This window comes from Shimwellia blattae DSM 4481 = NBRC 105725, assembly GCF_000262305.1.
Classification (GTDB): Bacteria; Pseudomonadota; Gammaproteobacteria; order Enterobacterales; family Enterobacteriaceae; genus Shimwellia; species Shimwellia blattae.
Genome location: NC_017910.1, coordinates 3,642,858 through 3,663,116 on the forward strand (window position 1 = coordinate 3,642,858; position 20,259 = coordinate 3,663,116).

At 59.4% G+C, this 20,259-nt stretch carries 21 protein-coding genes; 3 read left to right on the plus strand and 18 right to left on the minus strand.

The genetic code is table 11. The features are described from left to right. Window positions 1-2: 2 nt before the first annotated feature. Together EBL_RS17055 and EBL_RS17060 are read right to left on the minus strand one after the other, a co-directional pair. Entirely contained in the window at window positions 3-365 is a 363-nt protein-coding gene (locus EBL_RS17055) for an SFCGS family glycine-rich protein (protein ID WP_002441715.1), read from the minus strand. 15 nt (window positions 366-380) lie between these two features. After that, window positions 381-725, minus strand: coding sequence for a glycine dehydrogenase (locus tag EBL_RS17060; RefSeq protein WP_002441713.1), 345 nt, complete (start codon window positions 723-725; stop codon window positions 381-383). A 324-nt stretch (window positions 726-1,049) separates the two neighbouring features. Between EBL_RS17060 and EBL_RS17065 the strand changes: the two genes are divergently transcribed. Beyond that, window positions 1,050-1,991, plus strand: coding sequence for a LysR substrate-binding domain-containing protein (locus EBL_RS17065; RefSeq protein ID WP_002441711.1), 942 nt, complete (start codon window positions 1,050-1,052; stop codon window positions 1,989-1,991). Here EBL_RS17065 and mdcH read toward each other — a convergent pair. From mdcH to pmbA, 10 genes are all read right to left on the minus strand, one after another. Beyond that, the gene (gene mdcH / locus EBL_RS17070) at window positions 1,988-2,890 is read right to left on the minus strand and encodes a malonate decarboxylase subunit epsilon (RefSeq protein ID WP_002441709.1); all 903 of its coding nucleotides are present in this window, start codon (window positions 2,888-2,890) and stop codon (window positions 1,988-1,990) included. The two genes, EBL_RS17065 and mdcH, sit on opposite strands and share 4 nt — an antisense overlap. A gap of 1 nt (window position 2,891) precedes the next feature. Further along, a complete protein-coding gene (locus EBL_RS17075) occupies window positions 2,892-3,512 on the minus strand; it encodes a malonate decarboxylase holo-ACP synthase (RefSeq protein ID WP_002441707.1) in 621 nt (206 codons plus the stop codon). Next, a complete protein-coding gene (locus EBL_RS17080; RefSeq protein ID WP_002441706.1) occupies window positions 3,512-4,471 on the minus strand; it encodes an AEC family transporter in 960 nt (319 codons plus the stop codon). Before EBL_RS17080 ends, EBL_RS17075 begins: the two co-directional genes overlap by 1 nt. Window positions 4,472-4,613: 142 nt before the next feature. Next, window positions 4,614-5,414: a biotin-independent malonate decarboxylase subunit gamma gene (mdcE, locus tag EBL_RS17085; protein WP_002441704.1), complete on the minus strand. Its 801-nt coding sequence runs from the start codon at window positions 5,412-5,414 to the stop codon at window positions 4,614-4,616. Then, window positions 5,414-6,247, minus strand: a complete 834-nt coding sequence (locus tag EBL_RS17090) for a biotin-independent malonate decarboxylase subunit beta (protein ID WP_002441701.1) — start codon at window positions 6,245-6,247, stop codon at window positions 5,414-5,416. The genes mdcE and EBL_RS17090 overlap by 1 nt, the downstream gene beginning before the upstream one ends. Then, window positions 6,240-6,539 carry a malonate decarboxylase acyl carrier protein gene (gene mdcC / locus EBL_RS17095; RefSeq protein WP_002441699.1) on the minus strand — a complete coding sequence of 100 codons (300 nt, stop codon included), beginning with the start codon at window positions 6,537-6,539 and terminating at the stop codon, window positions 6,240-6,242. Before mdcC ends, EBL_RS17090 begins: the two co-directional genes overlap by 8 nt. Before the next feature lie 9 nt (window positions 6,540-6,548). Then, complete coding sequence (locus tag EBL_RS17100; protein WP_002441697.1) at window positions 6,549-7,415, minus strand: triphosphoribosyl-dephospho-CoA synthase; 867 nt, start codon at window positions 7,413-7,415, stop codon at window positions 6,549-6,551. Beyond that, window positions 7,415-9,070: a malonate decarboxylase subunit alpha gene (gene mdcA / locus EBL_RS17105; RefSeq protein ID WP_002441696.1), complete on the minus strand. Its 1,656-nt coding sequence runs from the start codon at window positions 9,068-9,070 to the stop codon at window positions 7,415-7,417. Before mdcA ends, EBL_RS17100 begins: the two co-directional genes overlap by 1 nt. 204 nt (window positions 9,071-9,274) lie before the next feature. Then, window positions 9,275-9,664, minus strand: a complete 390-nt coding sequence (cybC, locus tag EBL_RS17110) for a cytochrome b562 (protein ID WP_002441694.1) — start codon at window positions 9,662-9,664, stop codon at window positions 9,275-9,277. 127 nt (window positions 9,665-9,791) lie between these two features. Further along, entirely contained in the window at window positions 9,792-11,132 is a 1,341-nt protein-coding gene (pmbA, locus tag EBL_RS17115) for a metalloprotease PmbA (RefSeq protein ID WP_002441692.1), read from the minus strand. Window positions 11,133-11,298: 166 nt separating this feature from the next. On the opposite strand from pmbA, the gene yjgA reads away from it, so the two are divergent. Then, on the plus strand, window positions 11,299-11,844 hold the full coding sequence (gene yjgA / locus EBL_RS17120; RefSeq protein WP_002441690.1) for a ribosome biogenesis factor YjgA: 546 nt from the start codon (window positions 11,299-11,301) through the stop codon (window positions 11,842-11,844). A 68-nt stretch (window positions 11,845-11,912) separates the two neighbouring features. Here the strand turns inward: yjgA and EBL_RS17125 are convergent, their stop codons facing one another. After that, window positions 11,913-12,845, minus strand: a complete 933-nt coding sequence (locus EBL_RS17125; protein ID WP_002441689.1) for an Rpn family recombination-promoting nuclease/putative transposase — start codon at window positions 12,843-12,845, stop codon at window positions 11,913-11,915. Window positions 12,846-12,992: 147 nt separating this feature from the next. Next, window positions 12,993-14,378: a UDP-N-acetylmuramate:L-alanyl-gamma-D-glutamyl-meso-diaminopimelate ligase gene (mpl, locus tag EBL_RS17130; RefSeq protein WP_002441687.1), complete on the minus strand. Its 1,386-nt coding sequence runs from the start codon at window positions 14,376-14,378 to the stop codon at window positions 12,993-12,995. 208 nt (window positions 14,379-14,586) lie between these two features. Here mpl and fbp point away from each other — a divergent pair, with 208 nt between their 5' ends. Next, complete coding sequence (gene fbp, locus EBL_RS17135) at window positions 14,587-15,585, plus strand: class 1 fructose-bisphosphatase (RefSeq protein WP_002441685.1); 999 nt, start codon at window positions 14,587-14,589, stop codon at window positions 15,583-15,585. Between the two features lie 46 nt (window positions 15,586-15,631). Here the strand turns inward: fbp and yjfF are convergent, their stop codons facing one another. Genes yjfF through ytfQ form a run of 4 tightly spaced genes read right to left on the minus strand, consistent with a single transcriptional unit; the run spans window position 15,632 to window position 20,150 of the window. Then, window positions 15,632-16,615 (minus strand): galactofuranose ABC transporter, permease protein YjfF, encoded by a 984-nt coding sequence (gene yjfF / locus EBL_RS17140; protein WP_002441683.1) that lies wholly within the window; start codon window positions 16,613-16,615, stop codon window positions 15,632-15,634. Next, window positions 16,602-17,624, minus strand: a complete 1,023-nt coding sequence (ytfT, locus tag EBL_RS17145) for a galactofuranose ABC transporter, ATP-binding protein YtfT (RefSeq protein WP_002441681.1) — start codon at window positions 17,622-17,624, stop codon at window positions 16,602-16,604. Before ytfT ends, yjfF begins: the two co-directional genes overlap by 14 nt. A gap of 13 nt (window positions 17,625-17,637) precedes the next feature. Beyond that, the gene (locus tag EBL_RS17150) at window positions 17,638-19,140 is read right to left on the minus strand and encodes a sugar ABC transporter ATP-binding protein (protein ID WP_002441679.1); all 1,503 of its coding nucleotides are present in this window, start codon (window positions 19,138-19,140) and stop codon (window positions 17,638-17,640) included. A 53-nt stretch (window positions 19,141-19,193) separates the two neighbouring features. Further along, window positions 19,194-20,150, minus strand: a complete 957-nt coding sequence (gene ytfQ, locus EBL_RS17155) for a galactofuranose ABC transporter, galactofuranose-binding protein YtfQ (protein WP_002441677.1) — start codon at window positions 20,148-20,150, stop codon at window positions 19,194-19,196. Window positions 20,151-20,259: the final 109 nt, after the last annotated feature.

The window sequence follows — 20,259 nt, forward strand, 5'->3', positions numbered from 1 at the left end:
ACTCACTGGCCGTATTTCTTCTGCCAGGCCTGCACCAGGCGCTCACCGAGTTCTTCTTTGTCCATAAACCCGAAGCCCAGCACGTTGCAGCCTTCGTTAATCGCGGTAACACCTTCATCTACAGAGCGCATGCCGTATTTCGCTTTGTAGCCATGTTTATTCTGAGCGGTAATCGCACCTGCGCCGCCGCTGCCGCAAAAGGAGATACCGAACGTGGCGTTCTCTGCTTTCATGGCGTCGCCCAGTTTCATATCCGCAGCCATACCCGGTACAACCACCGCGCGACCACCGGCTTTTTCCACCCCGGCTGCCACTTTCTGACCTTTACCCAGACGATCACCAATAACGACTGTAATTTGACTCATGTTTTGCTCCTGAAATTAAAGGTTGTCTTTTGCAACTTCGAAATGCACGGACAGCAGCCACGCCTCTTCCACCGGCAGGTTGCCAAAGTGCGCGACAATTTGTTTGGCCATGTTGAGAGAATCTTCTGAGATTTCATCAAACAAGCTGGCATCAACTTCCGGCAGCGGTTCGCCCGTTACAGAACGGTGAGCCATTGCGCGGACATGGGATTCAAGCATCTGCTTCTGCACCGCATTGGGCACGATATGGTGGCTTTTCAGCAAATCGAAGACCCAGGACAGCGCCTGCTCAGCCAGCTGTTCAATCGCGGCTGACTGCTCCGGAGCGGTGTTTTTCACTACTGCCGTTTCGTTATTCACTGGTTGTCCCTTAAGCATGTGAGTAGAAAAAAAGTATAGGAAGAAACTACCGGCGGGGGGCCTGGGTGTGTAGCGAGTTGTTTTCCACTTCAAAGTGGAAATAGCAGCCAGAGCAGTGATCTGCCCCACAAACAGGGGAGTAATTGACAGATTATGCTGGATTAATGTGATGTACATCACCGGTTATGGCAAAGATTGCGCGTTTTAAAAAAGATACGATCCACTGGTATTTGGGAGCCAGTGCAAGTTTTGTATTACGCTCATTCATGCTGACGATGACAAACAGCGGGCCGGCTTCCCGGCTCCGACAGGGTATTACCGGGAATGAAATCAGAAATTAACGACGAAGTGACCTTCCGTAAGCTGGAAATCTTTATGACGTTTATGGAGAGCGGCAACATTGCCCGGGCGGCAGAAGCCATGGGGATAAGCGGCGTCAGCGTACACCGGGCGCTGCACAGCCTGGAAGAGGGAATTCGTTGCCCGCTGTTTATGCACAAGGGGCGCAACCTGGTGGCACTGCCCGCCGCCTGGTCCCTGCTGGAGAGCAGCAAAGAGGTGATGGCGCTGATGACCCGCGCCATTGAGGAGACGCGCAAAGTGGCCGGTGTGGGACAGGGCCGGTTGCGCATCGGCACCTTGTACTCGCTCACCCTGGAGACCATTCCCCGGCTTATCATGGGGATGAAACTGCGCCGCCCGCAGGTCGAGATGGATCTCACCATGGGGTCAAACCAGACTCTGTTGCGCATGCTGGAAGATAACCAGCTGGACGCGGTGCTGATTTCAATTTCTGCCGGTGAAATTGACCACGCTATTTTTGAAGTGCTGCCGCTGTTCCATGACGATATCTACCTTGCGATGCCGGTCAGCGACAAAATTAACAAGCGCCATCAGGCGGATCTGCGCCAGTATGAGCAGAGCAAATTTGTCTCCCTGGCGGAAGGGTTCGCCACTTACAACGGATTCCAGGAAGCCTTCCATATTGCCGGGTTTGAACCGCAAATCATCACCCGGGTGAACGATATCTTCTCCATGCTGAGCCTGGTGCAGGCGGGTGTGGGGCTGACGCTGGTGCCCGGCAGAATGCATAAAATGTATGCGGACTCGGTCCGGATGGTGAAACTGGCCCCGGAATACCAGATGCGCCAGCAAATCGGCATGGTGTTCGCCCGTAACCGCGAGCGGGATCCGAATCTGCTGGCGCTGGTGGCCGAAGGCCGGATGTATGCCCGCGACCAGCCGGAGAATCACCTCGCCCCCTAGCGCGCCAGGCGCCGGTACAGATGGCAGGCCACATCCACACCGCTGCGCTCAAGGGAGATGGCCTCTCCCTCCCAGTGGGCCTGGCGGGTCAGGCAGGTCAGGATCCCCCCCGGCGGCATCTCTATTGCCAGGCGCCCTTCCCGCTCCCGGGCGGCGATCATCGCCTCTTCCCAGTGCATGGTGCGCGCCATATTAAACGCCAGATCGTCAGCTATCCGCTCCGGCTGCCATAAGACCCGGGCACTGCTGCCGCTCAGATAAGCACAATGGGGGCGGCGGAGGGTTACCTTCCGGAACGCCTGCGCCAGCTGGCTGGCGGGCGCATCGAGCAGCGCACAGTGGGAAGGCACGCTCACCGCCAGCCGTTTCGCCCGGGTCGCCCCCAGCGCCAGAGCCTGTTGCGCAACCTGCGCCATCTGATCATCGCGCCCGGCGATCACTATCTGGGTTTCGGCATTCAGGTTGGCGATATATGTCCCGCTACCGGCCACAATATTTTCCACCTGGCCCCGGGTCAGCCCCATGATGGCGGTCATCCCGTAGCCGTGGGGGTAGGCCCGCTCCATCAGCTCGCCACGTAACGCCACCAGATGCAGAGCGTCGCGAAAATCCAGCGCCCCGGCAATCACCGCCGCCGGATAGGCCCCGATGGACAGGCCACTGACGATATCCGGCGTAATCTGGCGGCCCGTCAGAGCATCTGCCCAGCAGACCCCGGCAATCAGTAATGCCAGTTGCACCGCCCGGGTATGTTGCAGGGCCGGTGCCGTATCCAGGGTGTCCAGCTCATCCCCGAGGATCTCCCGGGCGACGACCAGGCGCCGGTGAATATCCGGCATTCCCCGGAACATGCCCGCATACTGGGTCCCCTGACCCGGGAAGGTAAATACCGTTTTCATCTTACTCCTCCACATGCCAGGGGGAGCGGACCAGGCGCGGCCCCCGGCAGGTTTTCAGCAGCCCGCGGCCATCACGCAGCCACTCATTAAGCGCAATGGCCCCGGCCGGGGTTTCCAGTTGGGTGTCCGCCCGGCACGAAAGCCCGGAGACCAGGCGCTGCCAGGTTTCCAGCAACGCACGGCTCAGCGGCAGCGGTGCCCGGATAGTCAAATCAAGGTCACTGTCGCCATGCAATACCCCCGCCCCGGTAGCCAGCGCATAACCAACACTGCCGGTAATGCCCCATTGCCAGGGCCAGGGTCTCTCTGCCAGTTGCCGGGCAGCCCGCAGGGGGGCCATTTGCCCATAGGGCGACGAGGCCAGTACGGCGGGCCGGGAAAGTTGCTCCGGGGTCACCACCCGGACAACCCGGCGGGGGGCCACCCAGCCTGCGGCGCGCTGAGCGCGCGTCGCCCCCCGGATGCCCACCGGGATCCGGCCCTGCGGGTCGGTGTCACGCCGCACCACGACCGGTAATCCGCAGTGCCAGTATTCCGCCACCCAGGGGTCGGTTATCCCTTGCGGGGGGGTATTACTGTCCAGCCACAGCAGATCGTGGGCGCGGGGTGTCACTGTCATCATTACATTCCTGATGTTAACGAGATAAACAGCGGCAGGCTGAGGATGCTCAGAATAGAGCTGAATAACAGCACGGCTTCAGCATCCGGGGACTGCACGCCAAAACGGTTACCAAACACCACCCCAAAGAAGCCGGCGGCCAGCGCAATCATCAGCACACCGGTAACAGCAACCGGCCCCTGGATCCCGAAGATAACCACCAGCACCCAGGCGATAGCCGGCTGGATAAGCAGCTTGGTCAGGGTTGCAAGAATAACCACCGCGTTTATTTTCAGCTTACGGGCAGAGAGGATAACCCCGGTCAGGAACAGTGCGGCGGCCGTGGCGGCAAGGCCGAGAGGTTTCAGCGCGTACAGCACCAGATCCGGCATTTTAATGCCGATGGCCGAGAGGATAACCCCCAGCAGCGGGCCCCAGACAATCGGGTTTTTCAGTGAGCGCCACATCAGTACCGGCAACATTGACAGGGTCGAGCCCTGGTTTTCACCGGCGGCGCGGGCTTTTTCACGCTCAAGAATAAGCAGGCAGAACGGGGTCAGTAGCACGGAGCCACAGGCGATAGAGACCGCCACAGACAGGGATGTGGACGGGCCCTCTCCCAGCACACTGCCGAGGATAGGCAGCCCCAGCGCCGCATAGTTGGGAAGTGCGACGGTCAGGGTCAATACTGCGGCATCCTGCGGGGATTTTTTAAAGACCTTAACGGAGAGGAAATAGACGGCGGCATAGGTGATCCACATGGAGAGTGTCAGGATCAGTAGCAGCGGCGACTGGGCAATAATCCCGACCCAGGGGGTCTGCACCGTCGCACTGAACAGGGCGGCGGGCAGGGCAAAATCCATTACAAACACATTCAGCAGAGAGACATTCTGGTTATCCACCTTTTTTGTCTTCCCGGCCCAGAACCCCAGCAGCATGATGACAAAAATAGGGGCGAGCGCATGAATAATTACATAAGTCATAACTTCACCTGTAGTTAAAAAAATACGGAAATAAAGCGATGATTATTATTTTTCGGCAGCAGCCTTCCCGGCAGGCACACCAGTGCCCGCCAGGTTGGTTTGATGTCCGGCAGGTATTTGTCGTCGGGCAGTTGCCGGTGAATTACCAGCTTGCGCGCATGCGCTCGCGTACCAGCGATGAGCTGTGGCGGTTTTTCGCCCCCAGGCGGCTCTTCAGGGTTGCGTCCTGACGGGCCTGCGCCACGGCCTGTATCAGGGTGTTATTTACCAGCGCCAGATCGTCGCTATCTGGCGCCGTGGCGCTGGTCACATTCAGCAGTGACGAGAGCAGCCCCAGGGTGGCGTAGTTGCTGATGTCATAGGCCATCGGCGGGATAGTGGCCGCCAGGGCCTCCAGGGATTCCACGGTACGCAGCGTGATGCGCGCCGCTGACGCTTTCCCCATGGCGTGGATCAGTACGCCGCTGTCGTTAAGGGCAATCAGGCGGTTCGCCTGGTAGCCGTGGGCGAGGAACGCCCCGGACATGGCTTTGCCCACAATCAGGCCAATTACCGGGTGGCCTGCCAGGCGGGCGTTAGCATATGCCGCGGCCGCCCCGGCCAGCGCCTGGTGGATCCCGAAGGCCTCTTCCCGGCGGCCATAAGCCTGGCTTGGCACATCAATCACCGCGATGATCGGGCGTTTTACGGCCCGTTGTGCATCGGCGGCGATGGTGTCGCTGACCACTTTGGCAAGGGTCCAGCCTTCCAGCAGGCCCACCTCGCCCCCGGCGGCACGCGGGAAATGGTTATGGGCATCCGGCACCACGGCAATAAAGCGCGCCGTTTCGCCGTTCAGTTCGCCATCAGCAACCTGTACCGATGCGCACAGCCCCTCCAGACGCGGGGCGTTGGGTGCCAGTTTTTCCAGCCACAGGGCACCACGGCTCAGTTCCTGGTTCATTATTTTTCCTCCCCTGCAAAAAACGCGGTGATCCGGGCGGTATCCGCCTGCTGGCGGGTATCGAAGCGGGACAGATGTTCAAGGAACCACGGGTATTTGTCCGTGCGCTCTTCGCGGCGCACGCCTTTGTCCAGCAGGGTGTTCATCGCCTGTTTTACCGCGTGGATACCGTCCCCGACCAGGGCATCTACCAGCCCGCTCTGATAGCGCACTTCGCCACCGGTCATACTCCAGATAAACGGACGGTCCCGGGAGTCATACTCTTCGATCCCCGCTTCCTGTTCGATAACCTGCGGGCCGTTCAGGCCCAGACGGGCTTCACGGGTGACCACCAGGTAACTGCACAACGCCGCAGCGATAGACATCCCGCCAAAGCAGCCCACCGTACCGGCCACAATCCCCACCACCGGCGCATAGCGGCGCAGGTCAACAATGGCGGCGTGAATGTCGGCAATGGCCGCAAGGCCAAGGTTGGCCTCCTGTAAACGTACGCCACCGGTTTCAAGGCACAGTACCGCCTGGGTCGGGATGCCGTTGCGGTTATCTTCCGCAGCCAGCTCCAGTGCCGCAGCCATTTTGGCCCCGGACACTTCGCCCATACTGCCCCCCTGGAACGCCCCTTCAATGGCAATCACAACGGACGGTTTGCCGTTAATGGTCCCTTTGGCAACCACCATCCCGTCGTCGGCCTGGGGCACAATGCCCTGGGGCCCTAACCACGGGGAGATGATTTCATCAAAGGGATCCAGCAACTCGCGGTAGCTGCCGTCGTCCAGCAGGGCTCTGGCGCGCTGGCGCGCTCTTAATTCAATAAAACTGGGATCGTTACGCATGGCTCACCTCCTCAAAGACCTGTTCGATACGAATACGGGCAACGCCGGGCGTGGCCCCGAAGTCGTGGATCGTCATAAGGCCGGACGGCAAACCGTTCAGTTTGCTCAGCCGGTCGAACAGGGCGTTCCAGCGGCCGGTGCTGTTATCAACGGAGGTGGTAATTTCAACGGTGAGCGTCTGCCCCTGGTCTGCGGTGAATAACACTTCCATATCACCGGATCCCACCACCCCGGCCAGCGCTCTACCGCTCAGGGAACGGCTGGCAGGAAATGACAATGTAATCTGTTCCATAACACCTTCTTAATTTGGTAATTGGGCGACCTGCGGGTTACTGATACTGTCGAGAAACAGCGTGGCGGCCAGTAAATCGGCGGCGCCACCCGGTGAGGCATTGAGCGCCAGCATCCGGTCATCCAGCCGGGCCAGCGCCTGGCGGCCGGGCACTGTTGCACAGCCCCCCGCCGCAAGCACCGCCCGGGCACCGTTTTGCATGGCTTCCAGCCCCGGCATACCGGCGCGGTTCAGCACGCAGGTATCGCTCAGGGAGGTCATCACCGCCATCAGCGCATCCAGGCGTGCCTCACACTCGCGGCTGCCCCTGGCCCGGCTTTGCCGCAGTTGCGGCAGTGCCCGCGTCATAATGTGCGGAAAGCCGCTTGTGGCCTCTTCCCGGGCGCCGGGCACCCGGTAACGGTGAGTGGCGCGCAGCCCGTTGCTGAACACTCTGGGGGCGGCGCTGTCTGGCAGTTGTGCCAGCATCGCTGCCCGCCGGGCCACCTGGTGGCTGCTGGCCCCGGCGCCGAGCATGGCGCTGGCGCTGACCAGTAAACCAAGCGCCCAGATAGCGCCCCGGTGGGTATTCACCCCGCCGGTGGCCTGCATCATCGCGCGCTCCCCTTCCCGCCCCAGACGCCCGACGGTTTCCCGCAAGGCAATGTCCACAGGACGCAACCAGCTTTGTAATGCCAGTTGATGAAACGTCGGGGTGAGGCTGTGCGCTGAGCGCTCCATCAGCGCCAGAGAGAGATCCCTGTGCGCCCCGTTTCCCCGGCTGTCCACGAGACCCGGCTTCGGGCTAAGCCGCGCTTCGTCTATCAGGGACGCTGTGGCGCGGGCGGCCAGCCAGCTGGCGCACTCCTCAGCGTGAGTCTGTGGTTGCAGTTTCATTACCAGCTCCGGAATTTGGCAGGCGGGTTATAAAGGCCACCGGACCATTCCACCAGGTCCGCCACACTGCTGGCAGCCAGCAGGGAGCGGGTCGCATCGCTGCGGCGGATCCCCATATCTTCCGGGAACAGCACTTTGCCGCTGCGGCGCAGCTCAGCCACCCGCCGGGGATCAACCCCCAGGCCGATGTCGGTGATCCCGGCAACGGCGGCCACCATGGCGCGGCGCTCTTCCATATCTTTAGCCCGGTACAGATAGGCCAGGCCTTCTTCGGTCAGAACGTGGGTGACGTCATCGCCGTAAATCATCACCGGCGCCAGCGGCATTCCGCTGGTTTTCGCCACCTCAACCGCTTCCAGGGTCTCCACAAATGTGGGTTTTACCCCGGCCTGGAAGGTTTCCACCATCTGGACCACCAGCTTTTTCCCGCGTTTCATCGGGTCCGGCTCGGTTATCATATTCAGCCAGGCCGGGGTCGCGTGGCGGCGACCGTGGGGGTCGTGCCCCATATTGGGCGCACCACCAAACCCGGAAAGGCGGCCACGGGTCACCGTGGAGGAGTTCGCCTCCCCGTCGACCTGCAGTGTCGAGCCGATAAACATATCTATGGCGTACTGACCCGCCAGCTGGCAGAACGCGCGGTTAGAGCGCATGGAGCCGTCGGCACCGGTAAAGAACACGTCCGGGCGGGCGCGGATGTACTCTTCCATCCCCAGTTCACCGCCGAAGCAGTGCACGCTCTCCACCCAGCCGCTTTCAATGGCGGGGATCAGTGTCGGGTGCGGGTTCAGGGTCCAGTGCTTACAGATTTTGCCCTTCAGGCCGAGCTGTTCACCGTAGGTAGGCAGCAGCAGTTCAATGGCCGCGGTGTTAAAACCGATACCGTGGTTCAGGGACTGTACCTGGTGTTCTGCATAGACTCCTTTAATGGCCATCATCGCCATCAGGATATGCTCTTGTTTGATGAGGCGTGGGTCGCGGGTGAATAGCGGCTCAATAAAGAACGGCTTATCCGCCACCACCACGTAGTCAATCCAGGAGCCCGGAATATCGACCCGCGGCAGGTCGCAGTCGTCATCTACCAGTTCATTCACCTGGGCGATAACAATACCGTCATGGAAGGCGGCCGCTTCAACCAGCGCCGGGGTATCTTCGGTACTGGCCCCGGTGTACAGGTTGCCGTTACGGTCCGCTTTAAAACCGGCGATCAGCGCGATATTCGGCGCCAGATCCACATACAGGCGGGAGTAGAGCTCGATATAGGTGTGAATAGCACCGATTTCCAGTAAACCGTCTTCCAGCAGCTGGGAGATCCGCAGGCTCTGAGTCCCGGAGAAGGAGAAGTCCAGCTTACGGGCAATCCCTTTTTCAAAGATATCCAGATGCTCAGGGCGACCCACACTTGGCATGATCATGTGCAGGTCGTGGACTTTTTGCGGGCTGACTTGTGCCAGGGCGCGGGAGAGGAAATCAGCCTGTTTCTGGTTGTTACCCTCCAGAACTACCCGGTCGCCGGGGGCGATCAGTTTTTCCATCATGTCGACAAGGTGAGCCGTCGGGATCACCTTGCCCTGTACCGGCAGCAGGGCTTTACGGCGCTGCTTTTCAGTACGGCGCGAATTCCAGACCCGCGCAGGCGTTTGCCCAGATAACATTATTAACCTCCTGATTCAGCCAATCATTTTGATTGCTTAACGCTGCAGGTGAGTCTGGGCTATGGGGGAAAATGCATCAATTAAGCGCGGCGTACCATTGTTAGCCTGAGAGTAATAATGAGCCTCAGACGTTCTGCAACGCCCCGTGAGATAAACGGTGAAGGGGAAGCAAGATCAGGCCGCCAGGGGCGGCCATCAGGGGAATTAGCGGTACTTCTTGTGGTAGGTATTGCGGGTGGTTTTAAACTCTTCGGCGGCGGCCCGGGCTTCGGTAATTTTGCCCTCATCCACCAGCTTCAGCGCTCCGTCAATCTGGCCTATCAGCAGATCCATACCGTGGCGGTAGTCTTTCATGTCCGGGCTGTCGTGATCCTGCTTCTCCAGCTTTGGCGGGGTTCCCCGGTGGGCATCCACCGCGGCGACGCGCATTTGCTGCAGCGCGTCTTTCATTTTGGCTGCGTCATCGGTTTTCAGCACCACGCTGTAGTGCTTTGCGATGGTTTCCATATCTTCGCCCACGTCCCGGGCCAGAACACCAGCACTGCTGAACAACACCGCTGAAGCGGTCAGAATGGATAAGAGTGTTTTACGCATCGGCTTCCCTTTTTATAGTGCCCCCATGGGGGCATGGTTGTTTACTGAGGTGTCGATGCGGCAGGGATTGGGTATGCAGGTGAAACGCCCCCGCCGCGCCTGCCTGGCCGCGCCGCAGCCAGGTAAATTATTGCCCGGCGATTTTCATCTCCGGCAGCAGCACAGAACCACACTGGATGTTACTGCGGGTTTCAATATCATCCCCGGTGGTGACGATGTTGCGCCACATATCTTTCAGGTTTCCGGCAATGGTTATCTCGCTCACCGGGTACTGGATTTGCCCGTTCTCAACCCAGAAGCCGGACGCCCCGCGGGAATAGTCCCCGGTGATGCCGCTCACCCCCTGGCCCATAAGCTCAGTCACCACCAGGCCTGTGCCCATCTCTTTGAGCATGCCGTCAAAATCCAGCCCGCGCCCGGCAATGCGCCAGTTGTGGATCCCGCCTGCGTGGCCGGTGCTTTTCAGCCCCAGCTTACGGGCAGAGTAGCTGGTCAGCAGCCACTGCCGGAGTATGCCGTCTTTAACAATATCCCGGCGCTCAGTACGCACCCCTTCACTGTCGAACGGGGTTGAGGCCAGACCTTGCAGTATATGGGGGTGCTCTTCAATGGTCAGCCAATCTGGCAGGATTTGCTGGCCCAGTGCATCCAGCAGAAAGGTAGATTTGCGATACACCGCCCCACCGGCAATCGCCCCCACCAGGTGACCAAACAGGCCGGTGGCGGCTTCCGCTGCAAAAATTACCGGGGCTTTCATGGTGGCGAGTTTGCGCGGTGCCAGGCGTGCCAGGGTGCGGCGGGCGCACTCTTCCCCGACCCATTCCGGGCTTTTCAGCCCCTCCATGGTGCGGCTGATGGTGTATGCGTAATCGCGCTCCATGCTGCCGTTCTCTTCACCAATCACACAGCTGGACAGGGAGTGGCGGGTAGAGCAGTAGCTTTGCAGCATGCCGTGGCTGTTACCGAACACTTTAATGCCGTAGTGGCTGTTAAAACTGCCCCCTTCGGTATTGGTGATGCGTTTATCGGCCTTCAGAGAGGCCTGCTCCGCCCGGGAGGCCAGCTCAATGGCGCGATCTGCGTCCACTTCCTGCGGGTGGAACAGATCAAGATCCGGGGCCTCATAGGCCAGCAGATCCTTGTCCGCCACCCCGGCACAGGGATCTTCACTGGTGTAGCGGGCAATATCCAGCGCCGCCTGCACGGTACGCGCAATCGCCTCCGGGCTGAGATCGGTAGACGAGGCGCTGCCTTTACGGTTCTGGTGGTAGACGGTGATCCCCAGGGCCCCGTCGCTGTTGAATTCTACGTTTTCGACCTCACCATAGCGCGTGCTGACACTAATCCCGGTGGTTTTGGTAACGGCAACTTCCGCGCCATCCGCCTTGCCGGAAGCCAGCTCCAGCGCCTGGGCCACGGCGTGCTCAAGGGTTTTGCGTTGCTGCGTAACTTGTGTAATTAGTTTCATTGCGATGCCATAATGTATGTACGGTGGAGTGCGCCAAAGCCGCCCGGGGCGGTTATTCAGCCCATTCAGATAAAGTAAACCAATTCTGTCTGAAGTCTATCAGAGAACCATTTCGCTGTGCGCCTCTGAACTGTTACTATTAGCCTCTTTTGTTGAGGAGCCTGAAATGACGAAGCAGCCTGAAGACTGGCTCGAAAATGTCCCGGATGATGAAGAAGAAGATGACGAGATCATCTGGGTCAGTAAAAGTGAAATTAAACGCGATGCCGAAGAGTTAAAAGATCTCGGTGTTGAGCTGACTGAGCTTGGCAAAAACGGCCTGGATAAAATCCCGCTGGATGACGATCTGCGCGCCGCCGTTGAGCTGGCCCAGAAGATCAAAAAAGAGGGCCGTCGCCGCCAGATCCAGCTGATCGGCAAACTGCTGCGCCAGCGCGATGTGGAGCCGATCCGCCAGGCGCTGGATAAACTGAAAAACCGCCATAACCAGCAGGTGGCGCTGTTCCATAAACTGGAAGGGCTGCGTGACCGGCTGATTGAAGAAGGCGACGATGCGATCCCGGATGTGCTGAACCTGTATCCGCAGGCCGATCGCCAGCAGTTGCGCTCACTGGTGCGCAATGCCCGTAAAGAGAAAAACGACAACAAGCCCCCTAAATCTGCCCGCCTGATTTTCCAGTATCTGCGCGATCTGGCAGAAGCGCAGGAGTAAGCCGCGCATCATACGACCGGGCCAGTACCACAACGGCCCGGTAGCCCCGCGTGAGGCAGGCAAATCCGTCAGTGGCGAATCTGCGCCAGCTCTTCGGCACTCAGGCGGGTGAGCGCCATGACCTGTTCAGGATCCATACCGGCCTTTAGCATGGCGCAGGCCACCTCGCGCCGTGCTTCGGCGCCCCCTTCAATCCGCCCTTCGATGTGCCCTTCAAGGCGACCTTCAAGACGGCCTTTTTGCTCAAGCTGTTGTGCGATTGTCATCAGTTGATCCTTATATTGCGGCGCCCGGTGTATCAGCCTGTCGATAAACGCCCTGGCGTCTGAGGTTTCACCCACCTGTATCATATAGTGTACCAGCGAAACCACCAGACGGCCGGGTAGCCACTCTGCCAGCAGCAGCGTAGCCAGTTGATCCGTCAGTTCGGCTAAATCCCGCTGCCGGATATGCTTTTGCAGCAGCGTCAGGGCAGCCATGCTGCGGTGGGTCATTATCTCTTCATCGGGGATGAGCGTCACGTCCACTATCGGGAAATCGGTGAAGTAGATCTTACCTGCCAGTTGCGGATCGCCAAACCCCTGCAGCCAGTTGGTCGAATAGGGGTAAGGGGTTCGCGCTCCGGCATAAAACAGCACCGGGATCACCAGCGGCAGTTGCGGGTGCCCGGCATCAAGATGGCGCTGCATAACCGCCACGGCGTAGCGCAGCAGGCGAAATGCCATATGTTTATCCGGCGTTGACTGGTGCTCAATCAGTACGTGGATATAGCCCTCTCCCCCGTCCCGGGTTTTCAGACTGTAGAGCACGTCGCTGAAATACTGGCGCAGATCGTCTTCAACAAACGAGCCTGATACCAGGCGCAGGCTCTCCAGAGAGCATCTCTCCCGCACCTCCTCTGGCAGATGCAGCGCCATAAAATCGCGGGCAATCTGCGGCTGGCTGAGGAACTGGCGGAATATGGCGTCATGGGGGGTTGGTGTGCTGGTAGTTTTCGTCATCATCCCTGCTCCGGCAATCGTGCCTGGCACATACTACGGCAGCCGGATAAATGCGGATATTGGCGAAAATCAGAAAGAATGGGGTGTCATCACGCCGGGCAGCGCCAAAACGGGCTGCCCGGCGGGGTCATTACGATGACAACCGTATTACAGCGCTGACTGGCGGGCTTTCTCCGCTTTAGCTTCCAGCGCATCCAGCAGTTTCTGGTGAATGCCGCCAAAACCGCCGTTACTCATCACCAGGATATGGTCCCCGGGCTGAGCGGTTTTCACGATCATCTCCACCAGGGTATCCACGTCGGCACTCCAGTGTGCAGGCTGCACGCAGGCGTCTGCCACTTCGGATACCTGCCAGGGAATATGCTGAGGCTGCAGCAGGAACACCTCGTCGGCACGGCCCAGAGACGGGGCTAAGTCGTTCTTCGCCACCCCCATTTTCATGGTGTTGGAGCGGGGCTCCAGTACCGCCAGAATCCGCGCCGTACCGCCCACTTTGCCGCGCAGGGCCGCAAGGGTCGCCAGAATCGCTGTCGGATGGTGGGCGAAGTCGTCATACACCGTGACCCCGTTCGCCTCACCGCGCAGCTCCAGACGGCGGCGGGCATTCACAAAGGAGCCCAGTGCCGCAGCGGCGTCTGCCGGTGTGATGCCCACATGGCGGGCAGCGGCAATGGCCATCAGGCCGTTGTGCATGTTGTGCTCGCCCACCAGTTGCCAGTTCACCTCGCCAACCTGTTCACCGTCCAGCAGTACCGCCCAGTGAGACGCGTCGGTATTGAGCTTCTTCGCCTGCCAGTGGCCCTGCTCGCCCACCAGTTCCTGCTCACTCCAGCAGCCCATGCCCATCACCTGTTTCAGGTTGACGTCATGCTCCGGCCAGATGATTTTCCCTTTCCCCGGCACAATGCGCACCAGGTGGTGGAACTGTTTCTGAATCGCTTTCAGATCGTCAAAAATATCTGCGTGATCGAATTCCAGATTGTTGAGGATCAGTGTCCGCGGGCAGTAGTGAACAAATTTGGAGCGTTTATCGAAGAACGCGCAGTCATATTCGTCCGCCTCGATAACAAAGAAGTCGCTCTCGCCCAGACGGGCCGAAACGTCAAAGTTACCCGGCACGCCGCCGATAACAAAACCGGGTTTATAACCGCAGGCTTCGAGGATCCAGGTCACCATCCCGGCGGTAGTGGTTTTGCCGTGCGTTCCGGCCACCGCCAGCACCCAGCGATCGCGCAGCACGAAATCGTGCAGCCACTGGGGGCCAGACATGTACGGAATATTATTTTCCAGCACCGCTTCCACGCAGGGGTTACCGCGGGTCATGGCGTTACCAATAATCACCAGATCCGGGCGCGGTTCCAGCTGGCTTGCGTCATAGCCCTGAATTAACGCAATGCCTTGTTGCTCAAGTAAGGTACTCATTGGCGGGTAGACGTTAGCATCAGAGCCCGTCACCTCATGGCCCAGGGAGCGTGCCAGCATCGCCAGACCACCCATGAAGGTGCCACAAATCCCCAGAATATGAATGCGCATAGTTGCTATCCTTTATCAGTCCGGCGCATATTCTACCCGGATGTCTCAGCCGTGTCCTGTTCTTGAACAGGCCTATTCTCACCGACTGGAAGCGTTTTCAGTATTTTCTGTAGGGTGCTGACGCGATTCACCTGAGCACAGCGAATTTATTTTTTGTTAGGATTGCCCACGTCGTTTTTTCCAACCTATTAAGCAGGGAAAGAAGTTTATGAAAACGCTCGGTGAATTTATTGTTGAGAAGCAGAACGAGTTCTCCCACGCAACGGGTGAGCTGACTGCCTTACTGTCAGCAATAAAACTCGGCGCCAAAATTATCCACCGCGACATCAATAAAGCGGGTCTGGTCGATATTCTGGGGGCCAGTGGTGCGGAGAATGTTCAGGGTGAAGTGCAACAAAAACTGGATTTGTTCGCGAATGAGAAACTCAAGGCAGCCCTCAAGGCCCGCGATATCGTGGCCGGTATTGCCTCTGAAGAAGAAGACGATATTGTTATTTTTGACGGCTGCGAGAACGCCAAATACGTGGTGCTGATGGATCCGCTCGACGGCTCCTCTAACATCGACGTGAACGTCTCCGTCGGTACTATCTTCTCCATCTACCGCCGCATTACGCCGGTAGGCACCCCGGTCACACTGGAAGATTTCCTCCAGCCGGGTAATAAGCAAGTGGCCGCAGGCTACGTGGTTTACGGCTCCTCCACCATGCTGGTGTATACCACCGGGTGCGGGGTTCACGCCTTTACGTACGATCCGTCACTGGGGGTATTCTGCCTGTCTCAGGAGCGGATGCGCTTCCCGGAAAAAGGCGCGCTGTACTCCATTAACGAAGGTAACTACATCAAATTCCCGCGCGGTGTGAAAAAGTACATTAAATTCTGCCAGGAAGAAGATCAGTCTACCGCCCGTCCGTACACCTCACGCTATATTGGCTCTCTGGTCGCGGATTTCCACCGCAACCTGCTCAAAGGCGGGATTTACCTGTACCCAAGCACAGCCAGCCACCCGGAAGGGAAACTGCGCCTGCTGTACGAATGCAACCCGATGGCGTTCCTCGCAGAGCAGGCCGGCGGTAAAGCCAGCGATGGCCGTGAGCGCATTCTGGATATCATCCCCAGCGCCCTGCATCAGCGCCGCCCGTTCTTTGTGGGCAATAACCATATGGTTGATGATGTGGAACGCTTTATCAGCGAAAACCCGGACAACTGATCGCCGGACCTTCGCAACCCGGGGCGCTACGGCGCCCCGTTTATTTTCAGCTCACCCGGCGCACCGGCGCATTCTGCCGCCTCTCCCACAGCACCATCAGCCCCCGTTGCAGGGCGATAAAAACAAACAGCAAAATCCCGATGGCGATTTTGGTCCACCAGGAGCTGAGCGTACCGTCAAAATTAATATAGGTCTGGATAAGCCCCTGAATAGCCACCCCAAACAGGGCCCCCAGTACCGTTCCGACCCCGCCGCTCAGCAGCGTGCCGCCAATCACGACCGAGGCAATCGCATCCAGCTCAACCCCTACCCCGGCCAGGGCATAACCGGCGGAGGTGTAAATTGAAAAGACGATCCCCGCCAGGGTCGCAAGCCCGGTAGACAGCATATAAATACGCACGGTGGTGCTGCGGGTGGAGATGCCCATCAGCGCCGCAGAAACCCCGTTGCCGCCCATGGCGTAGACCTGGTTGCCAAACCGGGTCCGGTGGGCCACCAGCATTCCGCCCGCCACCACCAGCAGCATCAGCAGCCCGATGGCGCTCAGCCGCCCGCCCCCCGGGATGCGCCACGCCAGCCCCGACAGGGCGGTATAAACCGGGTGGTCGATAGGCAGTGAGGCTTCCGACACCAGATAGCTGGCCCCGCGCAGGAAAAACATACCCGCCAGAGTCACAATAAACGCCGGGATCTTCATGGCATCAATGATAAGCCCCATAAACGCGCCGAATGCGCAACCCATCACCAGTACCAGCGGGAACGCCACCAGCGGCGACAGCCCCCACAGGCCAATGGCTTTGGCCAGAAAAACCCCGGTAAACGCAATCACAGAGCCGACGGAGAGATCAATCCCGCCGGAGAGGATAACAAACGTCATCCCCACGGCCACGATCCCCAAAAAAGCGTTGTCGGTCAGAATGTTGCAAATCACCCGCGTTGAGGCAAACCCGGGGAACCGGGTCAGGCAATACAGGTAGCCCAGCACAAAGACCGCCAGCGTTATCATCAGCGGCAGGTTACGTTTGATCATGGCGGCGCACCTTCTTCAGTAGATCAATAAAGCGCGGCGACTGGACCACCAGCACCAGCAGCACCACCACCGCTTTCACCACCTGGTTCAGCTCCGGCGGGAAGCCGGACAACAAAATACCGGTGTTCATCCCCTGGATAATCAGCGCCCCCACCACCGACAGCGCCATATTAAACCGCCCGCCCATCAGCGAGCCGCCGCCAATCACCACCGCAAGGATGGCGTCCAGCTCCAGCCACAGCCCGGCGTTATTGGCATCCGCCCCGCGAATATCCGCCGCGACAATCACCCCGGCAATAGCGGCACAGAGCCCGCTCAGCACATAGGTGAGCATCACCACCAGACGGGTGCTGACCCCGGCATTTTTCGCCGCCCGTTTATTGATGCCCACCGCCTCAATAAACAGCCCGAGGGCAGTTTTACGGATAAACAGCCAGCACAACACCAGCGTGACCAGCGCCACGATAACCGGGGTGGGAAACCACAGCAGGGAGCCGCTGCCAAGCCAGGCCAGCGCCGGGGAGTCAAAGGTGACGATCTGCCCGGCGGTAATAAGCTGTGCGACCCCGCGCCCGGCGACCATCAGGATCAGGGTGGCGACAAAGGGCTGAATATTCAGCACCGCCACCAGAATGCCGTTCCACAGCCCGGCAATCACCCCCGCCCCCAGTGCCGCCAGCAGGACCACAGCCAGGCTATTGCCCTGCACCGTCAGGGTCGCGGCCGTCGCCCCGGCAATGGCCATCACCGCCCCCACAGAGAGATCAATACCGCCGGTGGCGATGACCAGCGTCATCCCCATCGCCAGTAGTGCCACCGGGGCGGCCCGGTTAAGAATGTCTATCGGGCTGCCAAACAGGCGACCATCCTGAACGACTATCTGGAAAAAATGGCTGGAGACCAGGCCATCTGCCAGCAATACCAGGGCCAGAGCCGCGATTTGCGCAAGCCCCCGGGGCCAGCGCCCGGGGCGTTTGCCCGGCGGGGATCCAGAGACAGAGTTCGACATCACAGGATCCTCCTCATGCCGCAATGGCATTCATAATGGCGCTGACCGACAAGGCTTCCGGCGGGATCTCCGCCACCTGTTGCCGATCGCGCATAATCAGCACCCGATCCGCATAGCCCACCAGCTCCTCCAGCTCAGAGGAGATAACCAGCAGCGCCAGGCCATCCGCACACAGGGTTTCAATCAGGCGGATAATCTCCGCGTGGGCCCCCACATCAATGCCCCGGGTCGGCTCGTCGAGGATCAGAAACCGTGGCCGGGTCAGCAGCCAGCGGGAAAGCAGGACTTTTTGCTGGTTACCGCCGGAAAGGTACTCCACCGGCTGCTCCGGGCCCGGTGTGCGGATCCCCAGCTGGCGGATAAACCGTTCGGCGATGTGATCCTGCTCCCGGCGCGGGATCGGCCGCAGCCAGCCGCGCTGAGCCTGGAGCGCCAGAATAATATTCTCCCGCACTGAGGCCGCCGCAATGATCCCGTCTGTTTTGCGATCTTCCGGGCAAAAGCCGATCCCGAGACAGGAGGCCTGGTGCGGTGAGCGGATCGTCTGCGGTTTGCCTTTGATAAGGATCCGGCCGCTGTCTGCGGGCGTTATCCCGAACATCACTTCTGCCGTCTCGGTGCGCCCGGAACCCAGTAACCCGGCAAGGCCCACGATCTCCCCGGGGCGCACAGACAGCGAAAACGGCGCAATCACCCCTTTTTTGCCCACCCCCTCAAATGCCGCCACCGGTGTATCGCTAAGCAGGGTGCGCCCGGCCCGCTGTAGGGCGTTGCGGTCCAGCTCCCGGCCAAGCATCATTTTTACCAGCTCAATCTGTGCCAGGCTGCGGGTCTCACGCACCCCCACCAGCGCCCCATTGCGCAGTACGGTGATCCTGTCCGTCACCTGGTAGACCTGATCCAGAAAGTGGGTGACAAAGATGAGGCTTATCCCGCGATCGCGCAGCTGGCGCATCAGGGTAAACAGCATCTCCACTTCCCGGGTATCCAGGCTTGCGGTGGGCTCATCAAGAATCAGCACCTTCGCAGATAAATCTATCGCCCGGCAGATAGCCACAATCTGCTGCATGGCAACAGAATAGCGGTTCAGCGGCTCCCGGACATCAAGATCAAACCCGCAGCTGCGCATCAGTTCACGGGCACGGCGCACCATTTCCCGGCGCTGCACCAGTCCCCAGCGCCGGGGCTCACGCCCGATAAACAAATTATCCGCCACGGACATGTTGGGCAGCAGGTTCACCTCCTGGTATACGGTGCCGATACCCAGCCGCTGGGCATCGGCGGTGCCGGACGGGGAGATGCGCGCGCCGTCCAGCCAGATGGTACCGCCATCACTCGGGTATACGCCGGTCAGCGTTTTGATAAGGGTGGATTTCCCGGCCCCGTTCTCCCCCAGCAGGGCCATGATCTCGCCGCGACGCAGGCTGAAATCAACGCCATTTAGCGCCCTGACCCCGGGAAAATGTTTGCTCAGCCCTTCCGTGCGCAGGATCTCCTGGTGATGTGCTGTCGCCATAAGGCCCCCAGATAAGGCCGCCGGAAACCCTTACCGGCGGCAAAGAATCACGCTCAGTACCCCATACTTTTCTTTTTCTCCAGCTCTTCGCTGGCGGTATCCGGCAGGTACAGGGTGGATTTTGTGAGGGTTAATTTCGCCGGCAAGGTGCCGTCTTTTTTGTATTTCTCCAGGGCGTCGAAGGCCGGGCCCGCCATATTCGGCGTCAGCTCTACGCTGGCATTTGCCTCCCCGGCGATCATCGCTTTGTAGATATCCGGTACGCCGTCAATCGAGCCGGTCAGAATATCCGTGCCGGGCTTCAGCCCCGCCTCTTTAATGGCCTGAATCGCCCCGATGGCCATATCGTCGTTATGGGCGTAAACCATGCAGATGTTTTTGCCGTTGTTTTCCGCTTTGATGAAGCTCTCCATCACCTCTTTGCCTTTGCTGCGGGTGAAGTCCCCGGACTGGGAGCGGATAATTTTAATGTTGGATGCTTTGGCTATTGCCCGGGCAAAGCCTTTCTTACGGTCAATGGCCACACTGGCCCCCACCGTGCCCTGTAGCTCAACCACATTGCAGGGTTTGCCGTTCAGGGTTTTGATTAGCCAGTCGCCAATGAGCTGACCTTCGAGGACGTTATTGGCGGTCACGGTGGTCATATAGAGGGATTTGTCTTTCACATCAATGGAGCGGTCCAGCAGCAGTACCGGGATGCTGGCCTCTTTCGCCTCTTCCAGGACCGGCTCCCAGCCGGTAGCCACCACCGGCGCAATAAAGATGGCGTCTACCCCCTGGGCGATAAACGAACGCACCGCTTTGATCTGGTTTTCCTGTTTTTGCTGGCCGTCTGCCACTTTAAGGGTGATGCCCCGTTTCTGAGCTTCACTTTTCGCCACCGACGTTTCGGCAGCGCGCCAGCCGGATTCCGATCCCACCTGGGAAAATCCCACCGTCAGCGGGGCGGCACTGGCCACTGACGACATGGCCGTACAAACTGCGGTAACAAGAAGTAAGCGCTTCCACATAAACGTATCCTCGTCAGGTTAGTATTGGTCATATTTGCACCGTCCGGGAAACTATAGACAACCGCTGCTGTAACAGAATGCGTTACATCACATATTCAAAAAGTAGCGA